The following is a 19,905-nucleotide window of genomic DNA, read 5'->3' on the forward strand; positions in this document are numbered from 1 at the left end:
CTGGAGAGGGCATATGACCCCGGTGGTTTCTCCGGCGCCATTCCGCTGTGGCCCCGCCAACCGCTAAGGTCCCCGTCTGGTGGTGCGTCGACTGGCGCTCCACCGTGCCCTCGGGGGGAGGGAAGGAAACCGAAGCGATGGAGAACGGTCAGACCGTTCTGCCCCACCAGACCAGGGGACCGGACTCCACCGGCAGCACCGACCTGACGCTGCTGGTGATCGAGAACGATCCAGCGGGCACTTTCACGGTCCCGGAACTGCTCGACGCCTCCGGGACGCGGGTACGCGTCCGTACCGCGCGGAACCTCACCGAGGCCGAGCGGCTGCTCACGGACGACGTGCACTGCATCCTGCTCGACCTGGCACTGCCTGGAGCGGACGCGGACGACGAGCTGTCCGTACTCCGCCATGTCCTGAAGCTCGCGCCGGGCCATGCCGTGCTGGCGCTGGCCACGTCGGGCCATGTGGAGAGCGCGGCGGACGCGGTACGGGTCGGGGCGCAGGACTACCTGCTCCGCGAGGAGCTGGACGGCAGGCTGCTGAACCGTGCCGTCCGGTACGCGGTGGAGCGCAAGCGCGCCGACATCGCGCACTACAAGCTGGCCGAGTCCCGGCTGCGCGCCCAGGAGAACGCCCGCCTGGAGCGCGGCCTGCTCCCGACGCCGCTCCTGGAGGGCTCGGATCTGCGCTTCGCCGCGCGATACCGGCCGGGCCGCTCGCGCGCGCTGCTCGGGGGCGACTTCTACGACGTGGTGCGGACGCCCGACGGGACCGTTCACGCGATGATCGGCGACGTCTGCGGGCACGGCCCCGACGAGGCAGCGCTGGGGGTGGAACTGCGCATCGCCTGGCGGGCGTTGACGTTCGCCGGACTGTGCGGGGACCAGCTGCTCTCCACGCTCCAGCAGGTGCTGGAGCACGAGCGGGAGAGCGAGGAGCTGTTCGCCACGCTCTGCACGGTCGACATCGCCCCGGACGGCCGCCGCGCCGGACTCTGCCTGGCGGGCCATCCCGCCCCGCTGGTCTCCCGCGACGGCGGGACCGCGCAGCTCCTCCCGCACGAGGACGGCGGCCCGGCGCTCGGTCTGCTCCCGCAGGCCCGCTGGCCCCGGCGCCAGGTCGAACTCGGCGGCGCCTGGAATCTGTTGATGTACACGGACGGCCTGATCGAGGGCCGGGTCGGCCAGGGGACGCAGCGGCTCGGCCAGGAGGGCATGGTCGAGATGATCGACCGGCAGCTGACGGCGGGGCTGAGCGGCGAAAGTCTGCTGGAGGCGGCGGTGGCAGAGGTCCGCGACCTGAACGGCGGCGAGCTGACCGACGACGTGGCGGTGCTGCTGCTGGAGCGCCGACGGGGTGCGAGCCGGTAGGACGGGATCGGCACACCTACGGCCGGGGTGGGGACAGCCGGGTAGGGGCTACCGCCCGCCGTTGTACGGCCCGTACGGTCCATCGCTGCTGGAGCCGCCGCTTCTGCGGCCCCGGCCACCGCCCGAGATCTGCCGGACCGCGGGACGCACGTCCACCATGTAGACGATCGTCGCGACCAGCCCGATGACGGGCAGGAACGACAGGATCGGGAACAGCCAGTTCACCACGAACGCGATGGCCAGGATGATCAGCCAGAACGGCTTCGTCTGCTTGCTCGCAGCGCGGTACGCATCCTCCCGGCGGATCACCGCGTCCACCAGCGCGAAGCCGCTGAAGAGGATCAGCGCCAGACTCAACAGCGACATCAACCCTGCGAAACCCTGCATCAACACTGCACACCACCGCCTGTTCGACCGGCCATCAACACGGCCAAGCTACCGGGAGAACGAGCCGGGCACCCAGGAGGTGCCCGGCTCGGCCTGATCCGTCCGAATCAGTCCGAATCCGTCTGAAGCGAACGGACGTCGTCCTGCTTCCCGAGGTCCTACTTCCCGGCCGGCGGCGTGTTCTTCTTCGCCGTCGTGCTGCGGGGCGCGGCGCTCTTCCTGGCCGCGGCGGGCTTGGCCTCGGCCTTCACCTCGGACTTCGGGGAAGCCGCGGGCGAAGAGGCGGGCGCGGCCGCGGACGGCTTGGCGGCGGTCCGGGGCTGAGCGATCCGTGACTCGGCCCTGGCCGACTCGGTCCTGGCTCCCGGCTTCGGCGCGGCCTTGGTCTCGGTCCTGGACTTGGAAGCGGTCGTCGAGCCGGACGTCCTGGCCTTGCCGGACGCCTTGGCCCCCGGCTTCGGCCTGGCCGGCGCATCCGGCTCGACGACGGCGCCGAACACGACGATGTCATCGGCGGCCTCGCCCCGCCACTGCCGCACGGACTGCTCGCCGCGCTCGGCGACCTTCTCGTACGTCTCACGGGCCCGGACCGCGTACTCCGCGGCCACGCCCACACTCCGCAGCGCCAGGTCCTGCGCGGTCTCGCCCAGCTTCTTCAGATCGGTGTCGAACGCCCCGATCACCTCGTTGACCTTCGCGGTGACGGTGGCCTGGGCCTCCTTGGCCTGCGTGGTCACGCGGTCCTGGACGTCCTTGGGGTCGGTGTTGCGCACCGCGTCGATACGCGCGGGCGCCTCGGCCTGGAACTTCTCCAGCAGCGCGGGCACCTTCTTGGCCTGCTGCACGGCGAGGTCGGCCGTGCCGGCCGCGAAGTAGAGGGGGGTCGGGTCGGTGAGGGTCTTACGCAGGTCATCGGTGATGGCCATGACTGTGGTTCCTCCCGGATCAGTTCTGTTCGTGGTCGTCGCGTACTTCGCGTACTTCACGTACTTCTTCATGCACTTCGTGTTGCTGCACTTCGTGTTCTGCGTGCGCTGCGCGCTGTGGCGGCTGCGCGGCATCACTGCCGTCCGCCCGGCCGGCGTCCGCCGTGCGGGGCGCATCCGGTTCGAGCCCGTTCTCCTTGCGGAAGGACTCGTAGATCTGGAGCAGCACCTGCTTCTGGCGCTCGGATATGGAGGGGTCGGCCAGAATGACGGCGCGCGTCTCCAGCTCGTCCCGCTCCCGCTCATCAAGGATCCCGGCCTGGACGTACAGGGTCTCCGCGGAGATCCGCAGCGCCTTCGCCAGCTGCTGGAGAATGTCCGCGCTGGGCTTGCGCAGGCCGCGCTCGATCTGACTCAGATACGGATTCGACACCCCGGCCGCGTCAGCAAGCTGGCGCAGGGAGAGCTGCGCGGTGCGCCGCTGCTCGCGCAGGTACTCACCGAGATTGCCGACGTTGAGTGATGCCATAGGGCCATGCTGCACTCATCTTGCTAACTTTTGCAAGCAGGCGCTTGCAAAAGTGTGTCATGCCACTCCTTCCCGGGCTGAGCGCGAGCACGCCAGTGGGCTCTGCCAAGGTGTGCGTCGTGGACGAACCGGACGAACTGGTGGAGCGTGTCGACGATCAAGATCGTGTGCTGGGGATGGTGGTCAGCCGCCGGCAGGCCACCCAGGAGGGCTGGCTGCACCGGGTCGCCGTGACGGTGTGCCGTGATGAGCGCGGGCGGATCCTCGTTCACCGGCGGTCGGAGCGGCTGTCGCGCTTCCCCGGGCTCTACGAGGTCGAGGTCGGTGGCGCCGTGGATGTCGGTGAGTCCTATGAACAGGCCGCCGCGCGGGAGCTGGCCGAAGAGCTGGGCCTTCGTGTGCTGCCGCGCTTGCTGTTCACGTTCCTCAACCGCAGCGGTGTGAGCCCTCACTGGCTCGGCGTGCACGAAGCCGTGGTGCCGGACACCGTGGCCGCCGATCCTGATGAGGTCGCCTGGCATGGCTGGCTGACCGAGCCGGAGCTGCGGTCGGCCCTGCTGGAGTGGCGCTTCACCCCCGACAGCCACGAAGCCTTCAGCCGGTATCTCGCGTTCCGGACCGCGCAGCCCTGACATCGCCCGCTTCCCGGGCTGGGCAGCGGATCGTGAAAGGCCAGGTCGGGGCGGGAGGTCAGCTGTCCCGTCCCGAAGGATCTGACACCGTCAGATATGACCTGGTCTGATTCGCCGTTGGTCTCAGTTGATCTGGTTCGTCTTCCTGATCACTGCACTACTCTGCCGAGCCATGAACGCGGACCGCTGGTTGGCAGACACCCGGACCTCCTACGACACGGTCGCGGTCAGCTACGCCGACCGAATACGCGGGGCTCTGGCCGGGGCGCCGTATCTTCGGGCGGCCCTGGCGCTGTTCGCCGACCTGGTGCACGCGGCCGGGGGTGGGCCGGTGGCGGACGTGGGCTGCGGACCTGGACACGTCACCGCTCACCTGCACGAGCTGGGTGTGGACGCTTTCGGCATCGACCTTTCATCCGTGATGATCGACGTGGCCCGGCGTGACCACTCCCGCCTGCGGTTCGAGGTGGGCTCGATGACCGACCTCGACCTCTCCGATGCTTCAGTCGTCGGCCTGCTCGCATTCTGGTCGTTGATTCACGTCCCCGACGAAGCAGTGCCCACGGTCTTCGGCCATTTCCGGCGCGTGTTGCGTCCCGGCGGACCACTGCTGCTCGGGTTTCACGTCGGGGACGGGTCGAGGCTGAAGACGCAGGGCTACGGCGGCCACCCGATGAACGTCCACGTTCACCGCCGCAGGCCTGACCAAGTGGCGGCCTGGCTACGCGATGCCGGGTTCACCGTCGAGGCCCACATGCTGATCGAGCCCGACGAGAGCGTTCCAGGTGCGGTCCTCTTCGCACGCCGTCAGTCCACAGCCGAGCCGGACCGGACCAGTTGAGACAGCACCCGGCATTCGTGCTCGGGCCCACGGGCTACGGGAACCCGTCCAGGCTCCCGTTCCCGGAGATCCTCAGGCGGGCAGCGAGGCGAGCCAGTCGGTCAGGAGCCGGTTGATCTCGTCGGGGCGCTCCTGCTGGATCCAGTGGCCGCAGTCGTCGAGGATCCGGGAGGAGACCAGGCCGGGCAGGGTGGTGGAGTACGCCTTGATCGCATCGGCCATCCACATGGTGGAGGCGTCCTGGCCGCCACCGATGAACAGGGACGGCTGGGTGATGGGGGCGCCGTCGAAGTCGGCGAGGTCCTCCCAGTCCCGGTCCATGTTCCGGTAGCGGTTGAGCGCCCCGCTCATGCCGGTCCGCTCGAACTCCCCGGCGTAGACGTCCAGGTCGCTCTCGCCGAGCCAGCCGGGCAGCCGACCGGTGGGGAAGCGGTCGCGCATCCTGCCGCCCTTGCTGACGAAGTGCGGGTCGGGCGCGTCGGGCCCGGGCGCGGTGTCGGGGGACAGCGCGGCGTAGAGGCCCGCGAGCCAGCCGCGCACGTCGGTCTCGATCTCGGCCTCGGCCCGGCCGGGCTCCTGGAAGTAGGAGACGTAGAACTCGTCGTCCCCACCCAACCGCCCGAAGACCTCACTGGGCCGGGGCCCGCCGCGCGGCGCGTAGGGAACACTGAGCATCCCCACCGCGCGGAAGACATCCGGCCTGACCAGGGCGGAGTTGGCGGCGATGGGCGACCCCCAGTCGTGGCCGACGACCACCGCGGACTGCTCGCCCAGGGCGTGCACCACGGCGGCGTTGTCCTCCACCAGCTCCAGCATCCGGTACGCCCCGGGGTCGCCGGGCTTGGAGGAACGGCCGTAGCCGCGGACATCGATCGCGGCCACGCGGTACCCGGCCGCGGCCAGGGCCGGCAGCTGGTGGCGCCAGGAGTACCAGGATTCCGGGAAACCGTGCACGAGCAACACCAGCGGCCCTGCGCCCTGCTCCACCACGTGGATCCGGCCTGCGGGCGTGGAGACCAGCCGGTGCGTGACGTCCGTGGCCTGCTGCGACATGAATCCTCCAAGATTCTCGATCTGCCCTGCGCCAAGATCGATACCCCATCATGCGAGCAACGGCGCGGACGTGGCGAGTCTCGTTGCCGGTTTGGCAATACGGTTCTGTGACGTGACCGTAGCCCGCCGCGGCCGGCCCACCCTTAGCGTTGGGCGCATGATCGTATGGCTCAACGGCACCCACGGCGCAGGCAAGACGACCACCAGTGCGCTCGTGCAGCAACTGATTCCGGATTCCAGGGTGTTCGACGCCGAGAAGGTCGGCGAGACACTCATGGACATCACACCGGGGCTGCCCTGGACGGGCAACTTCCAGCACTGGCCGCCCTGGCGGCCTCTCGTGGTCGAGACCGCGCGCCACGTACTCGACTACACCGGCGGCACTCTGGTGATGCCCATGACGGTCCTGGTCGAGCAGTACTGGCGCGAGATCAGCACGGGTCTCGCCCAACACGCCATTCCAGTACGGCACTTCGTGCTCCACGCCGACCAGGACACCCTCCGCGGGCGCATCGCGGACGACACTGTTCTCGGCCCCAACTCCCCGTTCCGTCTCCAATACCTTGAGCCGTACGCAGAGGCGGCCCGCACCTGGCTGCACGCCGAGGCCGAGGTCGTCGACACCACGCACCTCACGGCCGCCCAGGCCGCCCAGCGGATCGCGGAGGCCGTCAAGGGCTGATCCGAACGAACCGAGGGTGCCCCGGAACTCGTCAGCCGGCGGCCGGAACTCGTCAGCCGGCGGACGAACGGTTCCGGGTGGCCGGGTGGCCGTTGACCTTCACCTTGGGGGAGGCCACAGCATCGGTGGGGCCGGGCGATGTGCTCGGCATGCGCCTGCACGACGTCCAGCGGGGGGACCGGTACCTGCTCTGCCCCGACGGCCTGTCGACCGTCGTGCCGGCCGAAGAGACCCACCGGGTGATCTCCAGGACCGGGGCGCCCGAGTCCGCGGACTCATCGCCCTCGCCAACGGCTCCGGCGGCCCCGACAACGTGAGCTGCGTGGTCGCCGACGTCAGGGAACTCCAGCAGTAGGAGCAAGGCCCCGGATCCGGCCTCATGAGACCGCAGTCAGCCTCTGGCGATGCAGAAGGGATGGCCGGCCGGGTCGGTGAGGACCCGTGCCCTACTGGCCTCATGAGGCTGGTGTTCCGGTTTTCCCGCGCCCAGTTCCAGCAGCCGGGCCTCGGCCTCGTCCAAGTCGTCCCCGACGTTGAAGCAGATGTGAAGCTGCTGGGGAACGGTCTGGCCGGGCCAGTTCGGGGCCCGGTAGTCGTCGACCCGTTGAAAACCGATGAAGAGTCCGTCCTCACGGTTGAGACCGGCAAACTCGGCATCCGACTTCGGGTGCGGTTCGAGGCCGGTGGCCTGCTGATAGAACGCCGCCAGGGCCAACGGATCCGTGCAGTCGAGTGTGATCGCGCTCAACTTCATCTGCAGGGTCATGCCGCCTCCGGACAGTCGATGGGCTTCTGATGCGCGGTCCAAAAGGCAGCAGCCTACGGTTGATCGGGACACTGACCGCATCGTCACTCAGGAGACACCAGCGCATGAATACGCCACCATCGCCGTCGTCGTCGCTGTCTTCGTCGTCATCGCCGTTGCCAATGTCGCCCGAAGCAGGGCGAGCTGAGGGGTCATCGGTCCGGATCGGCGCTCTCGTTCCGCTGACTCGGCCTGGCTGGGTCGAGGCAGGCCGGCACTTGCTCTCCGGGCTCCAGCTGGCCGTTGGCGAAGTCAATGACGCCGGCGGGATCCTCGGAAGGCCACTGGAGCTGGTGGTCCGGGACACCGCTGCTGATCCGCAGAAGGCCGCGGCGGCCGTGGATGAATTGGCCCGGCTGGGCGTGGTTGCCGTGGCCGGGGAGTACCACAGCGTCGTCGCTCGCGCCGCTGCCGCCAGGGCGGACGCCCTCGGTCTGCCGTTCCTCTGCTCGTCAGCGGTGCTCGACGCGCTCACCGAAGAGCCAACGCAATGGGTCGCGCGCCTCGCCCCCGCGCAGTCGCACGGCTGGCAGATCTACGCGGACTTCCTCCTCGGCGCGGGCCACACTCGCATCGCCATAGCAGCCGAGCCGAGTGTCTACTGGGCGTCCGGAGCCCGCATTCTGCGGGACTACCTCGCTCCGCGCGGCGGCACCGTCACCGAACTCGACGCGCGCGCGCTCGCCCCCGCAGCCCTGTGCGACGCGCTCGTCGACCAGCGTGCGACGGCCCTCCTTCTTCTGGTCGGCCACCCCGACCCGGCCGTGCCGATCGTCAAGTCGGTCCGCCGCGACCAGCGCCTCGCCGAGATCATGATCGGTGCTCCGGCCGGGCAGCCGGAGTTCGCCGAATGGGCGGCGTTGCTGGGCGACGACGGCGCCGCGATTCCGTTCCTGCGCTACCTGCCCGAGCGCCTCGGCCCACTCGGTGTGCGGGTCGGGACGGCCCTCCGCGAGGGGCTGGGCGAAGCGCCGTCCTTCGTCGCCTTCGAGGGCTACGACACGGTCACCGTCCTCGCCGATGTGCTGCGCTCGCACGGCGCGGACCGGGCACGCACCGCCGAAGCCTGGCCGGGCGTCGCGGTCGAAGGCACCCGCGGGCCGATCCGGTTCTCCCGTACGCCCGGCATCAGCGTGTGGCAATGGGCTTGGACGCCGGTCCAGGTCGTTGACCGGGATCCGGCGGAACCCGGTCGCTTCCGGGTCCTTCACACCGGCTGAGCGAGCGCGGAGGTCCGATCGCGGGGGGGGGCGGACGCGGTGGGTTCCGGACGGGGTGACGTGTGACGGTGACGGGGTCATGGTCCTGCGAGCTCCTCCGGGACCGGGGTGGTGAGGGGGGAAGCGGTGACGTGCCGTGCGAGCGCCCACACAGCCAGCGCGGCGACGGCGTAGACAGCCCCGAGCAGGCAGGACGCCCACCACCCCGCAGAGGTGTACGCCCAGGTCGTGGTGGTGGCGCCGAGAGCGGAGCCGAGTGAGTAGAAGGCCATGTAGGCGCCGATGACGCTGCTGGAGCGTTCGGGGTGCGCGGCGGTGAGGAGGTGCTGGTTGCTCACATGCACGGCCTGGACCGCGAAGTCGAGCAGTACGACGCCCATGACGAGCAGCCACAGAGTCGGTGTCGTCCGTGTGGTGAGCATCCAGGACGCGGCCAGCAGCGCCAGCGACCAGCCGGTGACGGTCCGGGCGTGCCCCGCGTCGGCCCAGACGCCCGCCCGCGAGGCGGCCACCGCGCCGATGAGGCCGGCAAGGCCGAACAGCCCGATGGCTGACGTACCGAGATGCCATGGTGCGGCCCCCAACGGCAGCGCCAGCCCGCTCCACAGGGTGCCGAAGGACGCGAACAGGAAGAACGCGATCAGTCCCCGGCTGAGGAAGAGCCGGTCGGTGACGACGAGGCGTACCGGGGTGGCGAGGACGTCCCGGTAGCGGGCACGCACAGGCCGGACGTCGGGGTGCAGGGTCAGGTGCGCGATCAGGGCGAGGGCGATGCAGAGCACGGCGAGTACGGCGTAGACGGCCCGCCAGCCGACGCTGTCTCCCAGCACGCCCGCGAGCACACGGACGCCGAGAATCCCGAGCACCACCCCCGAGGTGACCGTGCCGATGTTGCGGCCGCGCTCGCCTGCCGGCGAGGTGGCCGCGACGTAGGCGACCGTGATCTGCACCACCACCGCGAACAGACCCGCCACCGCCAGACCGGCCCCGGCGATCACCCCGCTGGGCGCGAGAGACGTGATCGTCGCACCTGCGCCGGCGAGGATCAGATGCCCGACGATCAGCTTGCGCCGGTCGAGGACATCCCCGAGGGGAACCAGCAGCACGAGCCCGGCGAAGTAGCCGAGTTGACCGATCGCGACCAGCCATCCCAGCGTCGACTCAGCCAGCCCGAGGTCGCTGCCCGCACCCTCCAGCACCGGCTGGATCGCGTAGATCGTGGACACCGCCACCGCGCACACCGACGCCAGCACCAGACGTTGACCGCTTGTGATCGTCGACGACATCCCTGCCCACCCCCATTGACATCGATTGGTTGCGATCTGAAACCGTTTGGAGCGTAGGGCATAATGGTTTCGATCTGCAACTCATTCCGGAGGAGTCCGATGATGGACGCGGTGCCGACCGACCAGAAGGGGACCGACCTCCAACGGAACGACCCGAACTGGGCCGACCAGAAGTGGACCGACCCGGCGTGCCCGGTCGCGCGCGCGGTCGATCTCGTCGGCGACCGGTGGAGCCTGCTGATCGTCCGTGACGCGATGGATGGCGCGGCGTCGTTCACCGATTTCCTGGGCCGCCTCGGCGTCGCCCGCAACATCCTCAGCGACCGGCTCCGGAAGCTCACCGCGCACGGCATCCTCGCCACGAGCACTCCCCCCGGAGCCAAGCGCCACACGTACCAACTCACGGACGCCGGACGCGAGTTGTTCACGATCATCGCCGCGCTCAGGCAGTGGGGAGAACGCCACGCCTTCGCCCCCGGCGAGGACCACTCCGTCCTGACCGACCGCGACGGACGGGAAGTGCCGCGCTTCCACGTGCTGGACCGGAGCGGCCGGCCCGTCACGGCAACGACGTCACACGTACGCAAGGTCGGCGAACAACGCCCCTAGCCGCCTCGGACCGGCAGGACCGGCAGGACCGGCAGAACCGGCAGGACCGGCAGGACCGGCGAGGACCGGCGAGGACCGGCGAGGACCGGCGGTCCTCAGGTACCGCGTACCGCCCATGTCAGCGAGGGATGTCAGCGGTGTCAGCGGGCGTGTCAGCGGCGTGACAGGCCGGTGACAGCCCCGGTGGGGACCGTAGAGGCATGAAAACTTCGGCGATTGCGGTTTCAGGCCTGCGGAAGGCATACGGCGACAAAGTCGTGCTCGACGGCATCGACTTCGATGTCGCCGCCGGATCGGTCTTCTCCATGCTCGGCCCGAACGGGGCGGGCAAGACAACAACGGTGAACGTCCTGACGACGTTGATGAAAGCCGACGCCGGGACGGTGCGCATCGCCGGGCACGACGTGGCGACCGCGACCAGGGACGTACGCCCGCTCATCGGCGTCACCGGTCAGTTCGCGGCAGTGGACGAGCTGCTGACCGGCCGGGAGAACCTGCAGCTGATGGCGGATCTGAAGCGCGTGCGCTCCGGCGACCGGGTGGTCACGCGGCTCCTTGAACGGTTCGATCTGGTGGAGTCGGCGCAGAAGATGGTGTCGACGTACTCCGGCGGTATGCGCCGGAAGCTGGACCTGGCGATGACGCTGGTCGGCAGCCCGCAGATCATCTTCCTGGACGAGCCGACGACGGGTCTCGACCCGCGCAGCAGGCGCACGATGTGGGGCATCGTCCGCGAGCTGGTGGCCGACGGCACCACCATCTTCCTCACCACCCAGTACCTGGAGGAAGCCGACCAGCTCGCCGACCGGATCGCGGTGCTCAACAACGGTCACCTGGTCGCCCAGGGCACCCCCGAGGAGCTCAAGCGCCAGATCCCCGGCACCCACGTCCGGCTCCGGTTCGCCGGCCTGCACGAACTCGACGCGGCCGCACGGGTCCTGGCCGGGTCCACGCGGGACGACGAGGAACTGACCCTGCGGGTGGCCGGCGACGGTACGTCGAGGTCGCTGCGGGCGCTCCTCGACCGGCTCGACGAGCACGCACTCGACGCCGCGGAGTTCTCCGTACACACACCGGACCTCGACGACGTCTTTCTCGCCCTGACCGAGCACACGAGCACGAGCACGGACGCGAACGCGAACGCGAACACCGACACCAGCACCAGCACCAGCACCAGCACCAGCACCAGCACCAACACCGCCGCGACTACTGAGGAGATGGCCCAGTGAGTACTGTTCCGATGCCGTTGGCCGATTCGGCGATCATGTTGCGCCGCAACCTGAAGCACAACCTGCGGAACCCGACCACGGTGTTCAACGCGGTCCTGTTCCCGATCGTGATGATGCTCATGTTCGTCAAGGTGTTCGGCGGCGCGTTCGACGTCGGCGTCGACTACATCGACTACGCGACGCCAGGGCTGCTCGTCATGGCCATCAGTTACGGGCTCGGGGCCACCTCGACAGCCGTGAACTCCGACATGACGACGGGCGTCATCAACCGGTTCAAGGTCATGGACGTCTCCCGCGGTGCCGTGCTGACCGGGCACGTCATCGTCACCGCAGTGCGCTGCCTGGTGGCCTGCGCGGCCATCATCGGGGTGGCCTTCGCGATGGGGTTCGCCCCGGACGCGAGTGCCCTCGACTGGCTCGGCGTGATCGGTCTCATCGTGCTGCTCAGCTTCGCGGCCGGCTGGCTCACCGTCGCCCTGGGGCTGGCCGCGAAGACCGCGGAGTCGGCGGGGCTCGCCGCCGTACCGCTGATCATGCTGCCGTTCCTGAGCAGCGCGTTCGTGCCCGCCGACTCGATGGGGGCGGGCGTGCGGCAGTTCGCTGAGTACCAGCCCTTCACGCCCATCATCGAGACGCTGCGCGGTCTCCTCGCGGGCCACCCGTCGGGCGGCGACGCGATCGCGGCCCTCGCCTGGTGCGTCGGGTTCCTCGTCCTCGGATACGTATGGGCGGTCTCCACGTTCAAGAAGCGAGCGTGACCTCGACCAGCCGGGACCAGTCGGACCGCGTCCCCTCCAGAGCCGCCTCGGCGAACCGCGCGTCGCCGAGGCGGCTCCGTGCGGCCTGCTCGATCCGGGCCACGTCCGGGTGAGAGCGGTACGGAAGCCCGCGTACGTCCGCGCTCGCCGCGAGCAGCCGCGCCGCCTGCTCGGGCTCGTCGCGGCGCAGCGCCAGGTCCGCGGCCCCGACGAGCACATGCGCGATCAGCGGTACGTGTCCCGCCTCGGCCGCCGCCTCGCAGGCCGCCGCGCGGTGCGCCCGGGCCTCGCCGAGGTCGTCGGCGAGGTAGCCGAGCAGGTCGTGCGCCACCGCGCGATGGTGTGCATGTCGCGCCTCCTCACCCAACTCCGCTGTGGCGACGTCAAGTTGCCGGCGTGCTTCCTCGGCATCGCCGCTCCACCGGGCGAGTTCCGCCTTCGCGAGGGCCAGCTCGGCCAGCGCGTCCGGCCAGGTGACCCGCTCTGCGAACCGCTCCGCCTCGGCGATGGCGGCCGCGCAGGCGCCCTCGTCGCCGAGCAGCCAGTACAGCTGCGCCTGCCGCGACCGCATCCGGATGACGTCCTCGGTGGCGCCGACCTCGGTGACGACCGCGATCGCCTGCTCGTAGTACGCGCACGCGTCGGCGAACTCGCCGCGCACGGCCATCCGGTCCGCCAGCTCGGTCTGGGCGAACGAGATCCCGAACCGTTCGCCGAGCGCCCGGAACTCGGCGAGCGCCATCTCCAGGTACGTGTCTGCGTCTCGACCGCCCTGACCGGCCATGATCCGCATCTTGCCCAGGTGCAGCCGGGCCAGCGCACGCACCCAGGGATCCTCGTCGTCGAGCAGCGGCTCGAACGCCGTCAGGAACGCGCCGGGCTCCTGCACCATCCGTTCCAGCGCGTCGACGAGCCCCAGCAGCGGGTAGCGGCGGCTGTGTCCGCCGCTCCGGCTGTACCGGTACGCCTGGTGGATCCACTCCGCGGCCTGGTGTTCGTCGCCCCGCCCGGAGCTCACGAACAGCACGACCAGCGCGTACACCATGGCCCGGACGTCGTCCGTCACCTCGCCCGGCGTCCTGGTGGCCGCTGTGATCAGCTCGATGCCCTCGGTCCTGCGCCCGCCGAGCCACCAGTACCAGCCCGCGCCCGCCGCGAGCCGCATCGCCGCCTGCGCCTCGCCCGCCGCGAGTGCGCCGCGCATCGCCGCAACGATGTTGTCGTGCTCGGCTTCGAGCGTGGCCAGCCAGTCCAGTTGCTCGGCGCGGCGCAGGTGCGGCTCCGCGGTCTCGGTGAGCTCGGTGAAGCAGGCCAGGTGCGCGTGGCGCGCCAGGTCCGATTCCCCCGCCTCGGCGAGCCGGTGACCGGCGTACTCCTTGATCGTGCCGATCATGCGGTAGCGCGGGGCGCTGTCGCCGTCGGCGAGCAGCAGCGACTTCTCGGTCAGGGCGGTGAGCAGTTCGAGCACCTGCCCCTGCTCGACGACGTCCCCTGCGGCGTTCCTCGCGGCGTCCCTCGCGGCGTCTGTCGCGGTGCCTGTCGCGCCGCCCCCCGCGGCGTCTGTCGCGGAGTCCCCCGCGCAGACCCGTTCGGCCGCTTCCAGGCTCGCGCCGCCGACGAACACCGAGAGCCTGCGCAGGACCGCACGCTCGGCGTCGGTGAGCAGTTCCCAGCTCCAGTCGACCGCCGCGCGCAGCGTCCGGTGGCGCGGCAGCGCGGTACGGCTTCCGCTCGTCAGCAGCCGGAACCGGTCGTCGAGCCGGTTGGCGAGCTGGTCGACCGACATGGTGCGCAGGCCGGCCGCGGCCAGTTCGATCGCCAGCGGCATCCCGTCCAGCGCCCGGCAGATGCGCACCATCGTCGCCAGCGTGCGGTCGTCGGCCACCAGGTCCCGGCGCACCGCCCCGGCCCGGTTCCGCAGCAGTTGAACGGCGGGTGAGGACTCGATCTCCCGCGGGCCCGCGTCCCTCCCCGGCAGGGCCAGCGGCTCGATCTGCCAGAGCGCCTCCCCGGTGATGCCGAGCGGTTCCCGGCTCGTCGCCAGGATCCGCAGCCGCCGGCACTCCCCGAGCACCCGGTGGGCGAACACCGCCGCGGACTCGATCACATGCTCGCAGTTGTCCAGGATCAGCAGCATCTCCCGCCCGCGGATCGCGGCGATGAGCCGGTCCGTCAGCTCGGCGTTCGGGGGCCCGCCGAGCAGGGCGTCCCGCAGGCCCAGTCCGGCGAGCGTCGCCTGCGCCACTTCGCCGTCCGCGCCGATGGCGGCGAGCTCCACCAGCCAGGCTCCGTCCGGCAGTTCGCCCAGCAGGGTGCGCGCGGCCTCGGTGGCCAGCCTGGTCTTGCCCGAGCCGCCCGGTCCGATCACGGTGGTGAGCCGGTGCTCGGCGATGAGCTCGCGGACCGCTGCGACATCGGCGCCCCTGCCGACGAAGGTGGTCAGCTCGGCGCGCAGGTTGGTCCTACGGCTCGCTTCCCCCCGGCCAAGCTCTCCCGGCCCCTGTTCTCCGCCGCCCGGTTCTCCGCGGCCCGCCTCTCCCGGCCCCGGTTCTCCCCGGCCGGCCTCGGCGCGCCCCGGCACGCCCCGACCCAACTCGCCCCGCAGCAGGGCGACATGCAGCGCTGCCAGCTCGGGCGAGGGGCCGACACCCAGCGCGTCGTCCAGGGCCTCCCTCGCACGCTGGTACGCCAGCAGCGCCTCACTGTCACGGCCGGCCGCGACGAGGGCGCGCATCAGCGCGGCGACGAACCGCTCCCGCAGCGGGTGCGCGGCCACCAGGTCGGTCAGCTCCGCGACCACCTCCGCACCGCGCCCGATGGCGACCTCCGCCTCGAACCTCTCCTCGGCGGCGGTCAGGCGCAACCCGTCGAGCCGGACGACCACGGCGTCGAACGCGTCGCTGTCCCGCAGACCGATGTCCTGCATGGCGTCACCGCGCCACAGCTCAAGGGCCTCACGCAGCAGCCGCACCCGCCGGGAAACGTCCTCGGTGCGGGCTGCCCGGCCCGCGATGACGAGGCGTTCGAACCGTACGGCGTCGACGGCGTCGGGCTCCACCGCCAGCCGGTAGCCGTCCGTATGCCCTTCGATCACCCCGTACGGCAGCGCCTTCCGCAGCCGGGACACCAAGCGGTGCAGGGCGTTCGTCGCGTCGGCGGGCGGGCGCTCCCCCCAGATCCAGTCGACGAGCGACGCCTTCGGGACCGCCTGGCCCGGCTTGAGGGCGAGGGCGATCAGCACTGCGCGCAACCGCGCGCCCGGCACGTCGACCAAGGCGCCGTCGTCCGTGCGAACCTCGAATGGACCCAGCATCCTGATCTGCACCCGCTGAGTCTGCCATGGGCGCCTGCCATCGGCCGCTGGCAGGCGCCCAGTTGCTGCTGAGGGGCTGCTGCCAGGCTTCGGCGCGGCTACGCCTTCGGCGTCTGGGAGATCCGCACCATGTTGCCGGAGGGGTCACGGAACGCGCAGTCGCGCGGGCCCCAGGGCTGCTCGATGGGCTCCTGGAGCACCTCGGCACCGGACTCCAGCATCTTCTCGAAGGTCGCGTCGAGATCGTCGGAGCGGAAGCCGATGTTCGGCAGGACGCCCTTGGTGAGCAGTTCCTGCAGGGTGTCACCGTCGGCCTGGGACCGGCCGGCATGCGGCTCCGAGATCACGATCTCCAGGCCGGGCTGGGTGGCGCTGCCGAGGGTGACCCAGCGGAAGCCGCCCGACGCGACATCGTTGCGCACCTCCAGGCCGAGCGCGTCACGGTAGAAGGTGAGGGACTCGTCGACGTCGTTGACGGTGATGTGGCAGTACTGGAGCGCGATGGTCATGAGGTCAAAGCTAGGTCCTGTCCGGCCGATCTTCGTGGGCCCGCGACGCCTGGCACGGCACCTCGCCGCGTTGTCGGAGTCACCCCAGTACGTCCAAGTACGGGGGCGATCCTCCGCCTTGCGAGGCACCGCACCAGACGCCGCGGCCTGATCCACGAAGATCGGCCGGACAGGACCTAGGCGGCCGCCGCTGGGCCCGCTTCTCGAATCCTGACCGGGCGGGTGCGTACTTTCGCCACGCACGGGGGCATCGCCGTGACGGCGCCGTGCTCGCGGGCGCGGTACGCGGTCGGCGACTCCCCCACGAGTTCGCTGAACCGCGAGCTGAACGAGCCGAGCGACGTACAGCCGACCTCCATACACGCGTCGGTCACACTCGTACCGCCGCGCAGCAGCGCCATCGCCCGCTCGATGCGGCGGGTCATGAGGTAGCTGTACGGCGTCTCGCCGTAGGCCGCCCGGAACTGCCGCGAGAAGTGCCCCGGCGACATGAGCGCGTGCCGGGCCATCGCCGGGACGTCGAGCGGACGCGCGTACTCCCGGTCGATCAGATCCCGTGCCCGGCGCAGCTGCGCGAGGTTCTCAAGATCACGCGGTTTCATGGGTTCCAGATTACCGCCCGGCACTGTCAGACCCAGCGGACGGACCGGCGGACGGACCGGCGGACGGCTCAGCGGAGAAGCCACCGCGAACACCCCTGACTTGAAAGAACGTGATGTGGCTCACCGCCTCGGCTGCCGGATTCGGCCCGCGGTGGTACGGGTCAGCCCACGTCGGCGCGGAACCGGCGCCGGTACTCCGTCGGTGTCGTGTCGAGTCGCCGGCGGAATGCCCGTACCAGCGTGTCCGTCGTGCCGAACCCGCAGCTGGACACGATGCGTTCCAGGGTCGCGTCGGTGGATTCGAGCTGGTTGCGCGCCACTTCGACGCGCGCCGACTCGACATAGGCGCTCGGGGTCGTGCCGAGTTCGGCCTTGAAGATCCGGGTGAGCTGCCGCTCGCCGACATGGGCGTACGCGGCGAGGTCCGCCACGGTGAGCGGTTCGCCGATGTTGCGCATGATGTGGTGCCGGAGGTCATCCACGCGCCGTGTCGTGGAGACCGGCTCCAGGGGCACGCTGAACTGGCTCTGCCCACTCGGCCGCTTCAGATACATCACGAGCTGCCGGGCGACACGCAGCGCGAGGGCCTCGCCGAAATCGTCGGCGACCAGGGCGAGTGCCAGGTCGAGGCAGGCGCTGATCCCCGCGCCGGTCCACACGTCGCCGTCGCGGATGAAGATCGGGTCGGCGTCGACTTCGACTTCCGGGTGATCGGCTGCCAGTTGCTGCGCGGTCGACCAGTGGGTGGTGGCGCGCTTGCCGTCGAGCAGACCGGCGGCGGCGAGGAGATGCGCCCCGACACAGACGGATGTGACCCGCCGTGTCCTGGCGGCGAGCGTCCTCACCCGGCCGACCACGGCGGGGTCGGTGAGGGCGTGGACACGGCGGTGGCTGTCGGATTCGACCGCGCCGGGGACCAGCAGGGTGTCGATGCTCCGCGTGGACGCCTCTTGAAAGGTGATGTCGGGGAGTACGCGCACACCCGCCGATGTGGTGACGGGGTCCAGGGTCTCGGCGGCGAGGACGACCTCGTATCCCGCCGCGCCGCCGGTCTCCCGTTGCACGAGGGAGAACACCTCGGGTGGTCCGGTGATGTCGAGGAGGTCGACGCCCTCGAAGAGGACGATGACGACGAGCCGTGCGAGGGCGCTCATGGGGGTCTCCACCCGGTCAGCCGGTCCGGCCGGCCCGCGAGGGCCGCAGCGATGGCGACAGTGACGGCAATGGCGATGCCGTGATGTCTGGATCTGCATGTTAGATGACATTGCCGACACCCTCAGGCGACCGTAGCGTTCTGGACGCAGCTCACCGAGAGCGCGACATCCGGTACGACACCGCATACGACAACTGAGGTGGTACTTCCATGGCTACGACGACTCTGCGCGAGCTGAACGGTCTCGACGAGACGCCCGCTTCGCTCGCCGATGCGACCCTGATCCTCGTCGACTACCAGAACACCTACGTCAGCGGTGTCATGGAGCTGACGGGCTGGCGGGCCGCGCTCGACTCCGCCGCCGCACTGCTGGGGAGGGCCCGGGAGGCCGGCGCGAAGGTCATCCACGTCATCCACGACGGCGGCCCCGGCACCCCGTACGACATCCGGGCGGAGACCGGCCGGATCCACCCCTCCGTGGCCCCGGTCGAGGGCGAGCCCGTCGTCGTCAAGACGGCCCCGAACGCCTTCGTCGGCACCGACCTGGGCGAGCACGTCGACGCCGCAGGCCACCAGGACGTCATCATCGCCGGGTTCATGACCCATATGTGCGTGACGTTCACCGCCGAGGGAGCCTTCCTGCGCGGCAACAGGCCCACCGTCGTCGCCGACGCCTGCGCCACCCGCCCCCTCCGCCCGGCAGGTGCCGGAGCAGGTGCCGGAGCGGGCACCGAGCTGAGCGCCGACCAGATCCACCACAGCGCGCTCGCGACGATCACCGACCTCTACGGGGTCGTCGTCACGTCCGGGAAGCTCTGAGCCCGGCGTGTCCGAGCCCGGCAACCCCGGCTAGAGCGGCAGCCGGTACTGCCACCACCGTTCGCTGATCCGCAGCTTGGCCGACTTGAGTGCTACGCCGAGCACCTCGTCGTCCAGCTCGCGGACCCGGAAGGACTCCACCGAGGGGTGGTCCTCGCGGATCTGCTCCACGAAGTCCGCCACCAGGGAGCCCAGTTCGGGCCCCTCGACGCCATGGTGGCCGACCCTCTCCACGTACACCTCGGGACCCGCGACCACAGCGGCGATCCGGGCCGCCGTGCGCCCGTCGGCCGTCAGCAGTTCCAGGCCCTGCCACCCCGTGCCCCGGGGCGCCCGGCGGGTCCGTACGGCCGGCAGACCGTCGGGGCGCTGCCAGCGGGCCAGCGCCGATACGCCCCACTTCCGGCCCAGCTCCCGGTGGATGGAAGCCTCCAGTTCGGCCGCCGCGCGGGCATCCAGTTCCGCACCGGTGTCGCCCCGGTCCAGCCAGTCCAGCGCACGGTATCCGGCCGTGCGGGCCGCGTTGGCCGCCGCGCGGAAGAGGGCGACCAGGACGGCTTCCTCGTCACCGGTACCGGCCGGCTCGGCGACACTGCCCTGGACGATGCGCTCGCGCTCCCGGGTGACGAGCAGCCACTCGACGGTCGCCGCTTCCGGATCCTGGCCGGTGAACACGGGAGCCCACCCGAGCAGTGCGCCGTCGCCCGAGCGGGCGGTCGCGACGCCCAGTGTCCCGGGGTGCGGGCGGCTCCCACCGGGCGCCGGGGTACCGGCAGGCAGCCCGGCGCACAGCTCCTGCCACAACAGGTGCTCCGCCCGGGGCGCCCGGTCGAACTCCACCACGATGTCCAATGTCGTCCCCACTCACGCAGCCAAACTCACGCAGCCAACAGGTGGCCGTCCCCGGCACTCACCCGGCCGAACTCACACGGCCGGCACATGACCGTCTCCGGCACCGGCACCGTCTCCGGCACCCGCAGGCATCGGCGAGAACCGGCGGGCACACGGGGACGCGGCCTTCCCGCGCCCCTTCGCTGCCTGCTCCACGTGACCGGCCTCTTCCTCCACCTGCTCAACCATGGTCCTCAATATGCGCCATAGCTGCTTCCGGGGGTGCACCCGGCCCCTGCGAAGGAGCCGCGAGTTCGGCGGGCAGCTCCCAGCAGCGCACCGGGTCCAGCC

20 protein-coding genes and 1 pseudogene are annotated in these 19,905 nt (G+C 70.6%); 10 read left to right on the plus strand and 11 right to left on the minus strand.

Annotation, left to right across the window (positions count from 1 at the left end; all coding sequences use genetic code 11):
* The first annotated feature begins 137 nt into the window (after positions 1-137).
* Entirely contained in the window at positions 138-1,370 is a 1,233-nt protein-coding gene (locus OHB13_RS16800; protein ID WP_266855527.1) for a PP2C family protein-serine/threonine phosphatase, read from the plus strand.
* A gap of 48 nt (positions 1,371-1,418) precedes the next feature.
* Here OHB13_RS16800 and OHB13_RS16805 read toward each other — a convergent pair whose 3' ends face one another.
* From OHB13_RS16805 to OHB13_RS16815, 3 genes are all read right to left on the minus strand, one after another.
* Positions 1,419-1,763: a DUF2516 family protein gene (locus tag OHB13_RS16805; RefSeq protein WP_266855526.1), complete on the minus strand. Its 345-nt coding sequence runs from the start codon at positions 1,761-1,763 to the stop codon at positions 1,419-1,421.
* 152 nt (positions 1,764-1,915) lie between these two features.
* Positions 1,916-2,683, minus strand: a complete 768-nt coding sequence (locus OHB13_RS16810) for a hypothetical protein (protein ID WP_328377665.1) — start codon at positions 2,681-2,683, stop codon at positions 1,916-1,918.
* 19 nt (positions 2,684-2,702) lie between these two features.
* Entirely contained in the window at positions 2,703-3,212 is a 510-nt protein-coding gene (locus OHB13_RS16815; RefSeq protein ID WP_266855524.1) for a helix-turn-helix domain-containing protein, read from the minus strand.
* Positions 3,213-3,271: 59 nt separating this feature from the next.
* Here OHB13_RS16815 and OHB13_RS16820 point away from each other — a divergent pair, with 59 nt between their 5' ends.
* Both OHB13_RS16820 and OHB13_RS16825 read left to right on the plus strand, forming a co-directional pair.
* Positions 3,272-3,844 (plus strand): NUDIX hydrolase, encoded by a 573-nt coding sequence (locus OHB13_RS16820; protein WP_328377666.1) that lies wholly within the window; start codon positions 3,272-3,274, stop codon positions 3,842-3,844.
* 172 nt (positions 3,845-4,016) lie between these two features.
* Positions 4,017-4,685 carry a class I SAM-dependent DNA methyltransferase gene (locus tag OHB13_RS16825; protein WP_328377667.1) on the plus strand — a complete coding sequence of 223 codons (669 nt, stop codon included), beginning with the start codon at positions 4,017-4,019 and terminating at the stop codon, positions 4,683-4,685.
* A 72-nt stretch (positions 4,686-4,757) separates the two neighbouring features.
* Here the strand turns inward: OHB13_RS16825 and OHB13_RS16830 are convergent, their stop codons facing one another.
* Positions 4,758-5,738 (minus strand): alpha/beta fold hydrolase, encoded by a 981-nt coding sequence (locus OHB13_RS16830; RefSeq protein ID WP_328377668.1) that lies wholly within the window; start codon positions 5,736-5,738, stop codon positions 4,758-4,760.
* A gap of 157 nt (positions 5,739-5,895) precedes the next feature.
* Here OHB13_RS16830 and OHB13_RS16835 point away from each other — a divergent pair, with 157 nt between their 5' ends.
* Positions 5,896-6,420 (plus strand): ATP-binding protein, encoded by a 525-nt coding sequence (locus tag OHB13_RS16835; RefSeq protein ID WP_266855520.1) that lies wholly within the window; start codon positions 5,896-5,898, stop codon positions 6,418-6,420.
* A 149-nt stretch (positions 6,421-6,569) separates the two neighbouring features.
* Positions 6,570-6,775 (plus strand): annotated as a pseudogene (locus OHB13_RS16840) (PP2C family protein-serine/threonine phosphatase); the annotation flags it as partial.
* 36 nt (positions 6,776-6,811) lie between these two features.
* Here the strand turns inward: OHB13_RS16840 and OHB13_RS16845 are convergent.
* Positions 6,812-7,186, minus strand: coding sequence for a VOC family protein (locus OHB13_RS16845; RefSeq protein ID WP_328377669.1), 375 nt, complete (start codon positions 7,184-7,186; stop codon positions 6,812-6,814).
* 104 nt (positions 7,187-7,290) lie between these two features.
* On the opposite strand from OHB13_RS16845, the gene OHB13_RS16850 reads away from it, so the two are divergent.
* Positions 7,291-8,445, plus strand: coding sequence for an ABC transporter substrate-binding protein (locus OHB13_RS16850; protein ID WP_443062949.1), 1,155 nt, complete (start codon positions 7,291-7,293; stop codon positions 8,443-8,445).
* 77 nt (positions 8,446-8,522) lie between these two features.
* On the opposite strand, the gene OHB13_RS16855 is transcribed toward OHB13_RS16850, so the two are convergent.
* Positions 8,523-9,731, minus strand: coding sequence for an MFS transporter (locus tag OHB13_RS16855; RefSeq protein WP_328377671.1), 1,209 nt, complete (start codon positions 9,729-9,731; stop codon positions 8,523-8,525).
* Positions 9,732-9,830: 99 nt separating this feature from the next.
* Between OHB13_RS16855 and OHB13_RS16860 the strand changes: the two genes are divergently transcribed.
* The 3 genes from OHB13_RS16860 to OHB13_RS16870 all read left to right on the plus strand — a co-directional run bounded on the left by OHB13_RS16860 (position 9,831) and on the right by OHB13_RS16870 (position 12,327).
* Positions 9,831-10,340 (plus strand): winged helix-turn-helix transcriptional regulator, encoded by a 510-nt coding sequence (locus tag OHB13_RS16860; protein WP_443062950.1) that lies wholly within the window; start codon positions 9,831-9,833, stop codon positions 10,338-10,340.
* 200 nt (positions 10,341-10,540) lie between these two features.
* Positions 10,541-11,569 carry an ATP-binding cassette domain-containing protein gene (locus tag OHB13_RS16865; RefSeq protein WP_328377672.1) on the plus strand — a complete coding sequence of 343 codons (1,029 nt, stop codon included), beginning with the start codon at positions 10,541-10,543 and terminating at the stop codon, positions 11,567-11,569.
* Positions 11,566-12,327: an ABC transporter permease gene (locus OHB13_RS16870; RefSeq protein ID WP_266855512.1), complete on the plus strand. Its 762-nt coding sequence runs from the start codon at positions 11,566-11,568 to the stop codon at positions 12,325-12,327. The genes OHB13_RS16865 and OHB13_RS16870 overlap by 4 nt, the downstream gene beginning before the upstream one ends.
* Here the strand turns inward: OHB13_RS16870 and OHB13_RS16875 are convergent.
* The 4 genes from OHB13_RS16875 to OHB13_RS16890 all read right to left on the minus strand — a co-directional run bounded on the left by OHB13_RS16875 (position 12,311) and on the right by OHB13_RS16890 (position 17,905).
* Entirely contained in the window at positions 12,311-15,652 is a 3,342-nt protein-coding gene (locus tag OHB13_RS16875) for an AfsR/SARP family transcriptional regulator (RefSeq protein ID WP_328377673.1), read from the minus strand. The genes OHB13_RS16870 and OHB13_RS16875 overlap by 17 nt on opposite strands.
* Before the next feature lie 86 nt (positions 15,653-15,738).
* Complete coding sequence (locus tag OHB13_RS16880) at positions 15,739-16,149, minus strand: VOC family protein (protein ID WP_266855510.1); 411 nt, start codon at positions 16,147-16,149, stop codon at positions 15,739-15,741.
* Between the two features lie 176 nt (positions 16,150-16,325).
* Positions 16,326-16,751: a helix-turn-helix transcriptional regulator gene (locus OHB13_RS16885; protein ID WP_266855509.1), complete on the minus strand. Its 426-nt coding sequence runs from the start codon at positions 16,749-16,751 to the stop codon at positions 16,326-16,328.
* A gap of 161 nt (positions 16,752-16,912) precedes the next feature.
* Complete coding sequence (locus OHB13_RS16890) at positions 16,913-17,905, minus strand: GlxA family transcriptional regulator (RefSeq protein WP_266855508.1); 993 nt, start codon at positions 17,903-17,905, stop codon at positions 16,913-16,915.
* 209 nt (positions 17,906-18,114) lie between these two features.
* On the opposite strand from OHB13_RS16890, the gene OHB13_RS16895 reads away from it, so the two are divergent.
* Positions 18,115-18,723: a cysteine hydrolase family protein gene (locus OHB13_RS16895; protein WP_266855507.1), complete on the plus strand. Its 609-nt coding sequence runs from the start codon at positions 18,115-18,117 to the stop codon at positions 18,721-18,723.
* A 30-nt stretch (positions 18,724-18,753) separates the two neighbouring features.
* Here the strand turns inward: OHB13_RS16895 and OHB13_RS16900 are convergent, their stop codons facing one another.
* Positions 18,754-19,587 (minus strand): hypothetical protein, encoded by an 834-nt coding sequence (locus tag OHB13_RS16900; RefSeq protein ID WP_328377674.1) that lies wholly within the window; start codon positions 19,585-19,587, stop codon positions 18,754-18,756.
* Positions 19,588-19,905 lie beyond the last annotated feature (318 nt).

The sequence above is a fragment of the Streptomyces sp. NBC_00440 genome (genome assembly GCF_036014215.1).
In the GTDB taxonomy this organism is placed as follows: domain Bacteria; phylum Actinomycetota; class Actinomycetes; order Streptomycetales; family Streptomycetaceae; genus Streptomyces.

Coding starts and splice junctions, on each gene's coding strand:
- OHB13_RS16800 (WP_266855527.1), top strand. CDS start 138: ATGGAGAACGGTCAGACCGTTCTGCCCCACCAGACCAGGGGACCGGAC.
- OHB13_RS16810 (WP_328377665.1), bottom strand. CDS start 2,683: ATGGCCATCACCGATGACCTGCGTAAGACCCTCACCGACCCGACCCCC.
- OHB13_RS16815 (WP_266855524.1), bottom strand. CDS start 3,212: ATGGCATCACTCAACGTCGGCAATCTCGGTGAGTACCTGCGCGAGCAG.
- OHB13_RS16820 (WP_328377666.1), top strand. CDS start 3,272: ATGCCACTCCTTCCCGGGCTGAGCGCGAGCACGCCAGTGGGCTCTGCC.
- OHB13_RS16825 (WP_328377667.1), top strand. CDS start 4,017: ATGAACGCGGACCGCTGGTTGGCAGACACCCGGACCTCCTACGACACG.
- OHB13_RS16830 (WP_328377668.1), bottom strand. CDS start 5,738: ATGTCGCAGCAGGCCACGGACGTCACGCACCGGCTGGTCTCCACGCCC.
- OHB13_RS16835 (WP_266855520.1), top strand. CDS start 5,896: ATGATCGTATGGCTCAACGGCACCCACGGCGCAGGCAAGACGACCACC.
- OHB13_RS16845 (WP_328377669.1), bottom strand. CDS start 7,186: ATGACCCTGCAGATGAAGTTGAGCGCGATCACACTCGACTGCACGGAT.
- OHB13_RS16850 (WP_443062949.1), top strand. CDS start 7,291: ATGAATACGCCACCATCGCCGTCGTCGTCGCTGTCTTCGTCGTCATCG.
- OHB13_RS16855 (WP_328377671.1), bottom strand. CDS start 9,731: ATGTCGTCGACGATCACAAGCGGTCAACGTCTGGTGCTGGCGTCGGTG.
- OHB13_RS16860 (WP_443062950.1), top strand. CDS start 9,831: ATGATGGACGCGGTGCCGACCGACCAGAAGGGGACCGACCTCCAACGG.
- OHB13_RS16865 (WP_328377672.1), top strand. CDS start 10,541: ATGAAAACTTCGGCGATTGCGGTTTCAGGCCTGCGGAAGGCATACGGC.
- OHB13_RS16880 (WP_266855510.1), bottom strand. CDS start 16,149: ATGACCATCGCGCTCCAGTACTGCCACATCACCGTCAACGACGTCGAC.
- OHB13_RS16885 (WP_266855509.1), bottom strand. CDS start 16,751: ATGAAACCGCGTGATCTTGAGAACCTCGCGCAGCTGCGCCGGGCACGG.
- OHB13_RS16890 (WP_266855508.1), bottom strand. CDS start 17,905: ATGAGCGCCCTCGCACGGCTCGTCGTCATCGTCCTCTTCGAGGGCGTC.
- OHB13_RS16895 (WP_266855507.1), top strand. CDS start 18,115: ATGGCTACGACGACTCTGCGCGAGCTGAACGGTCTCGACGAGACGCCC.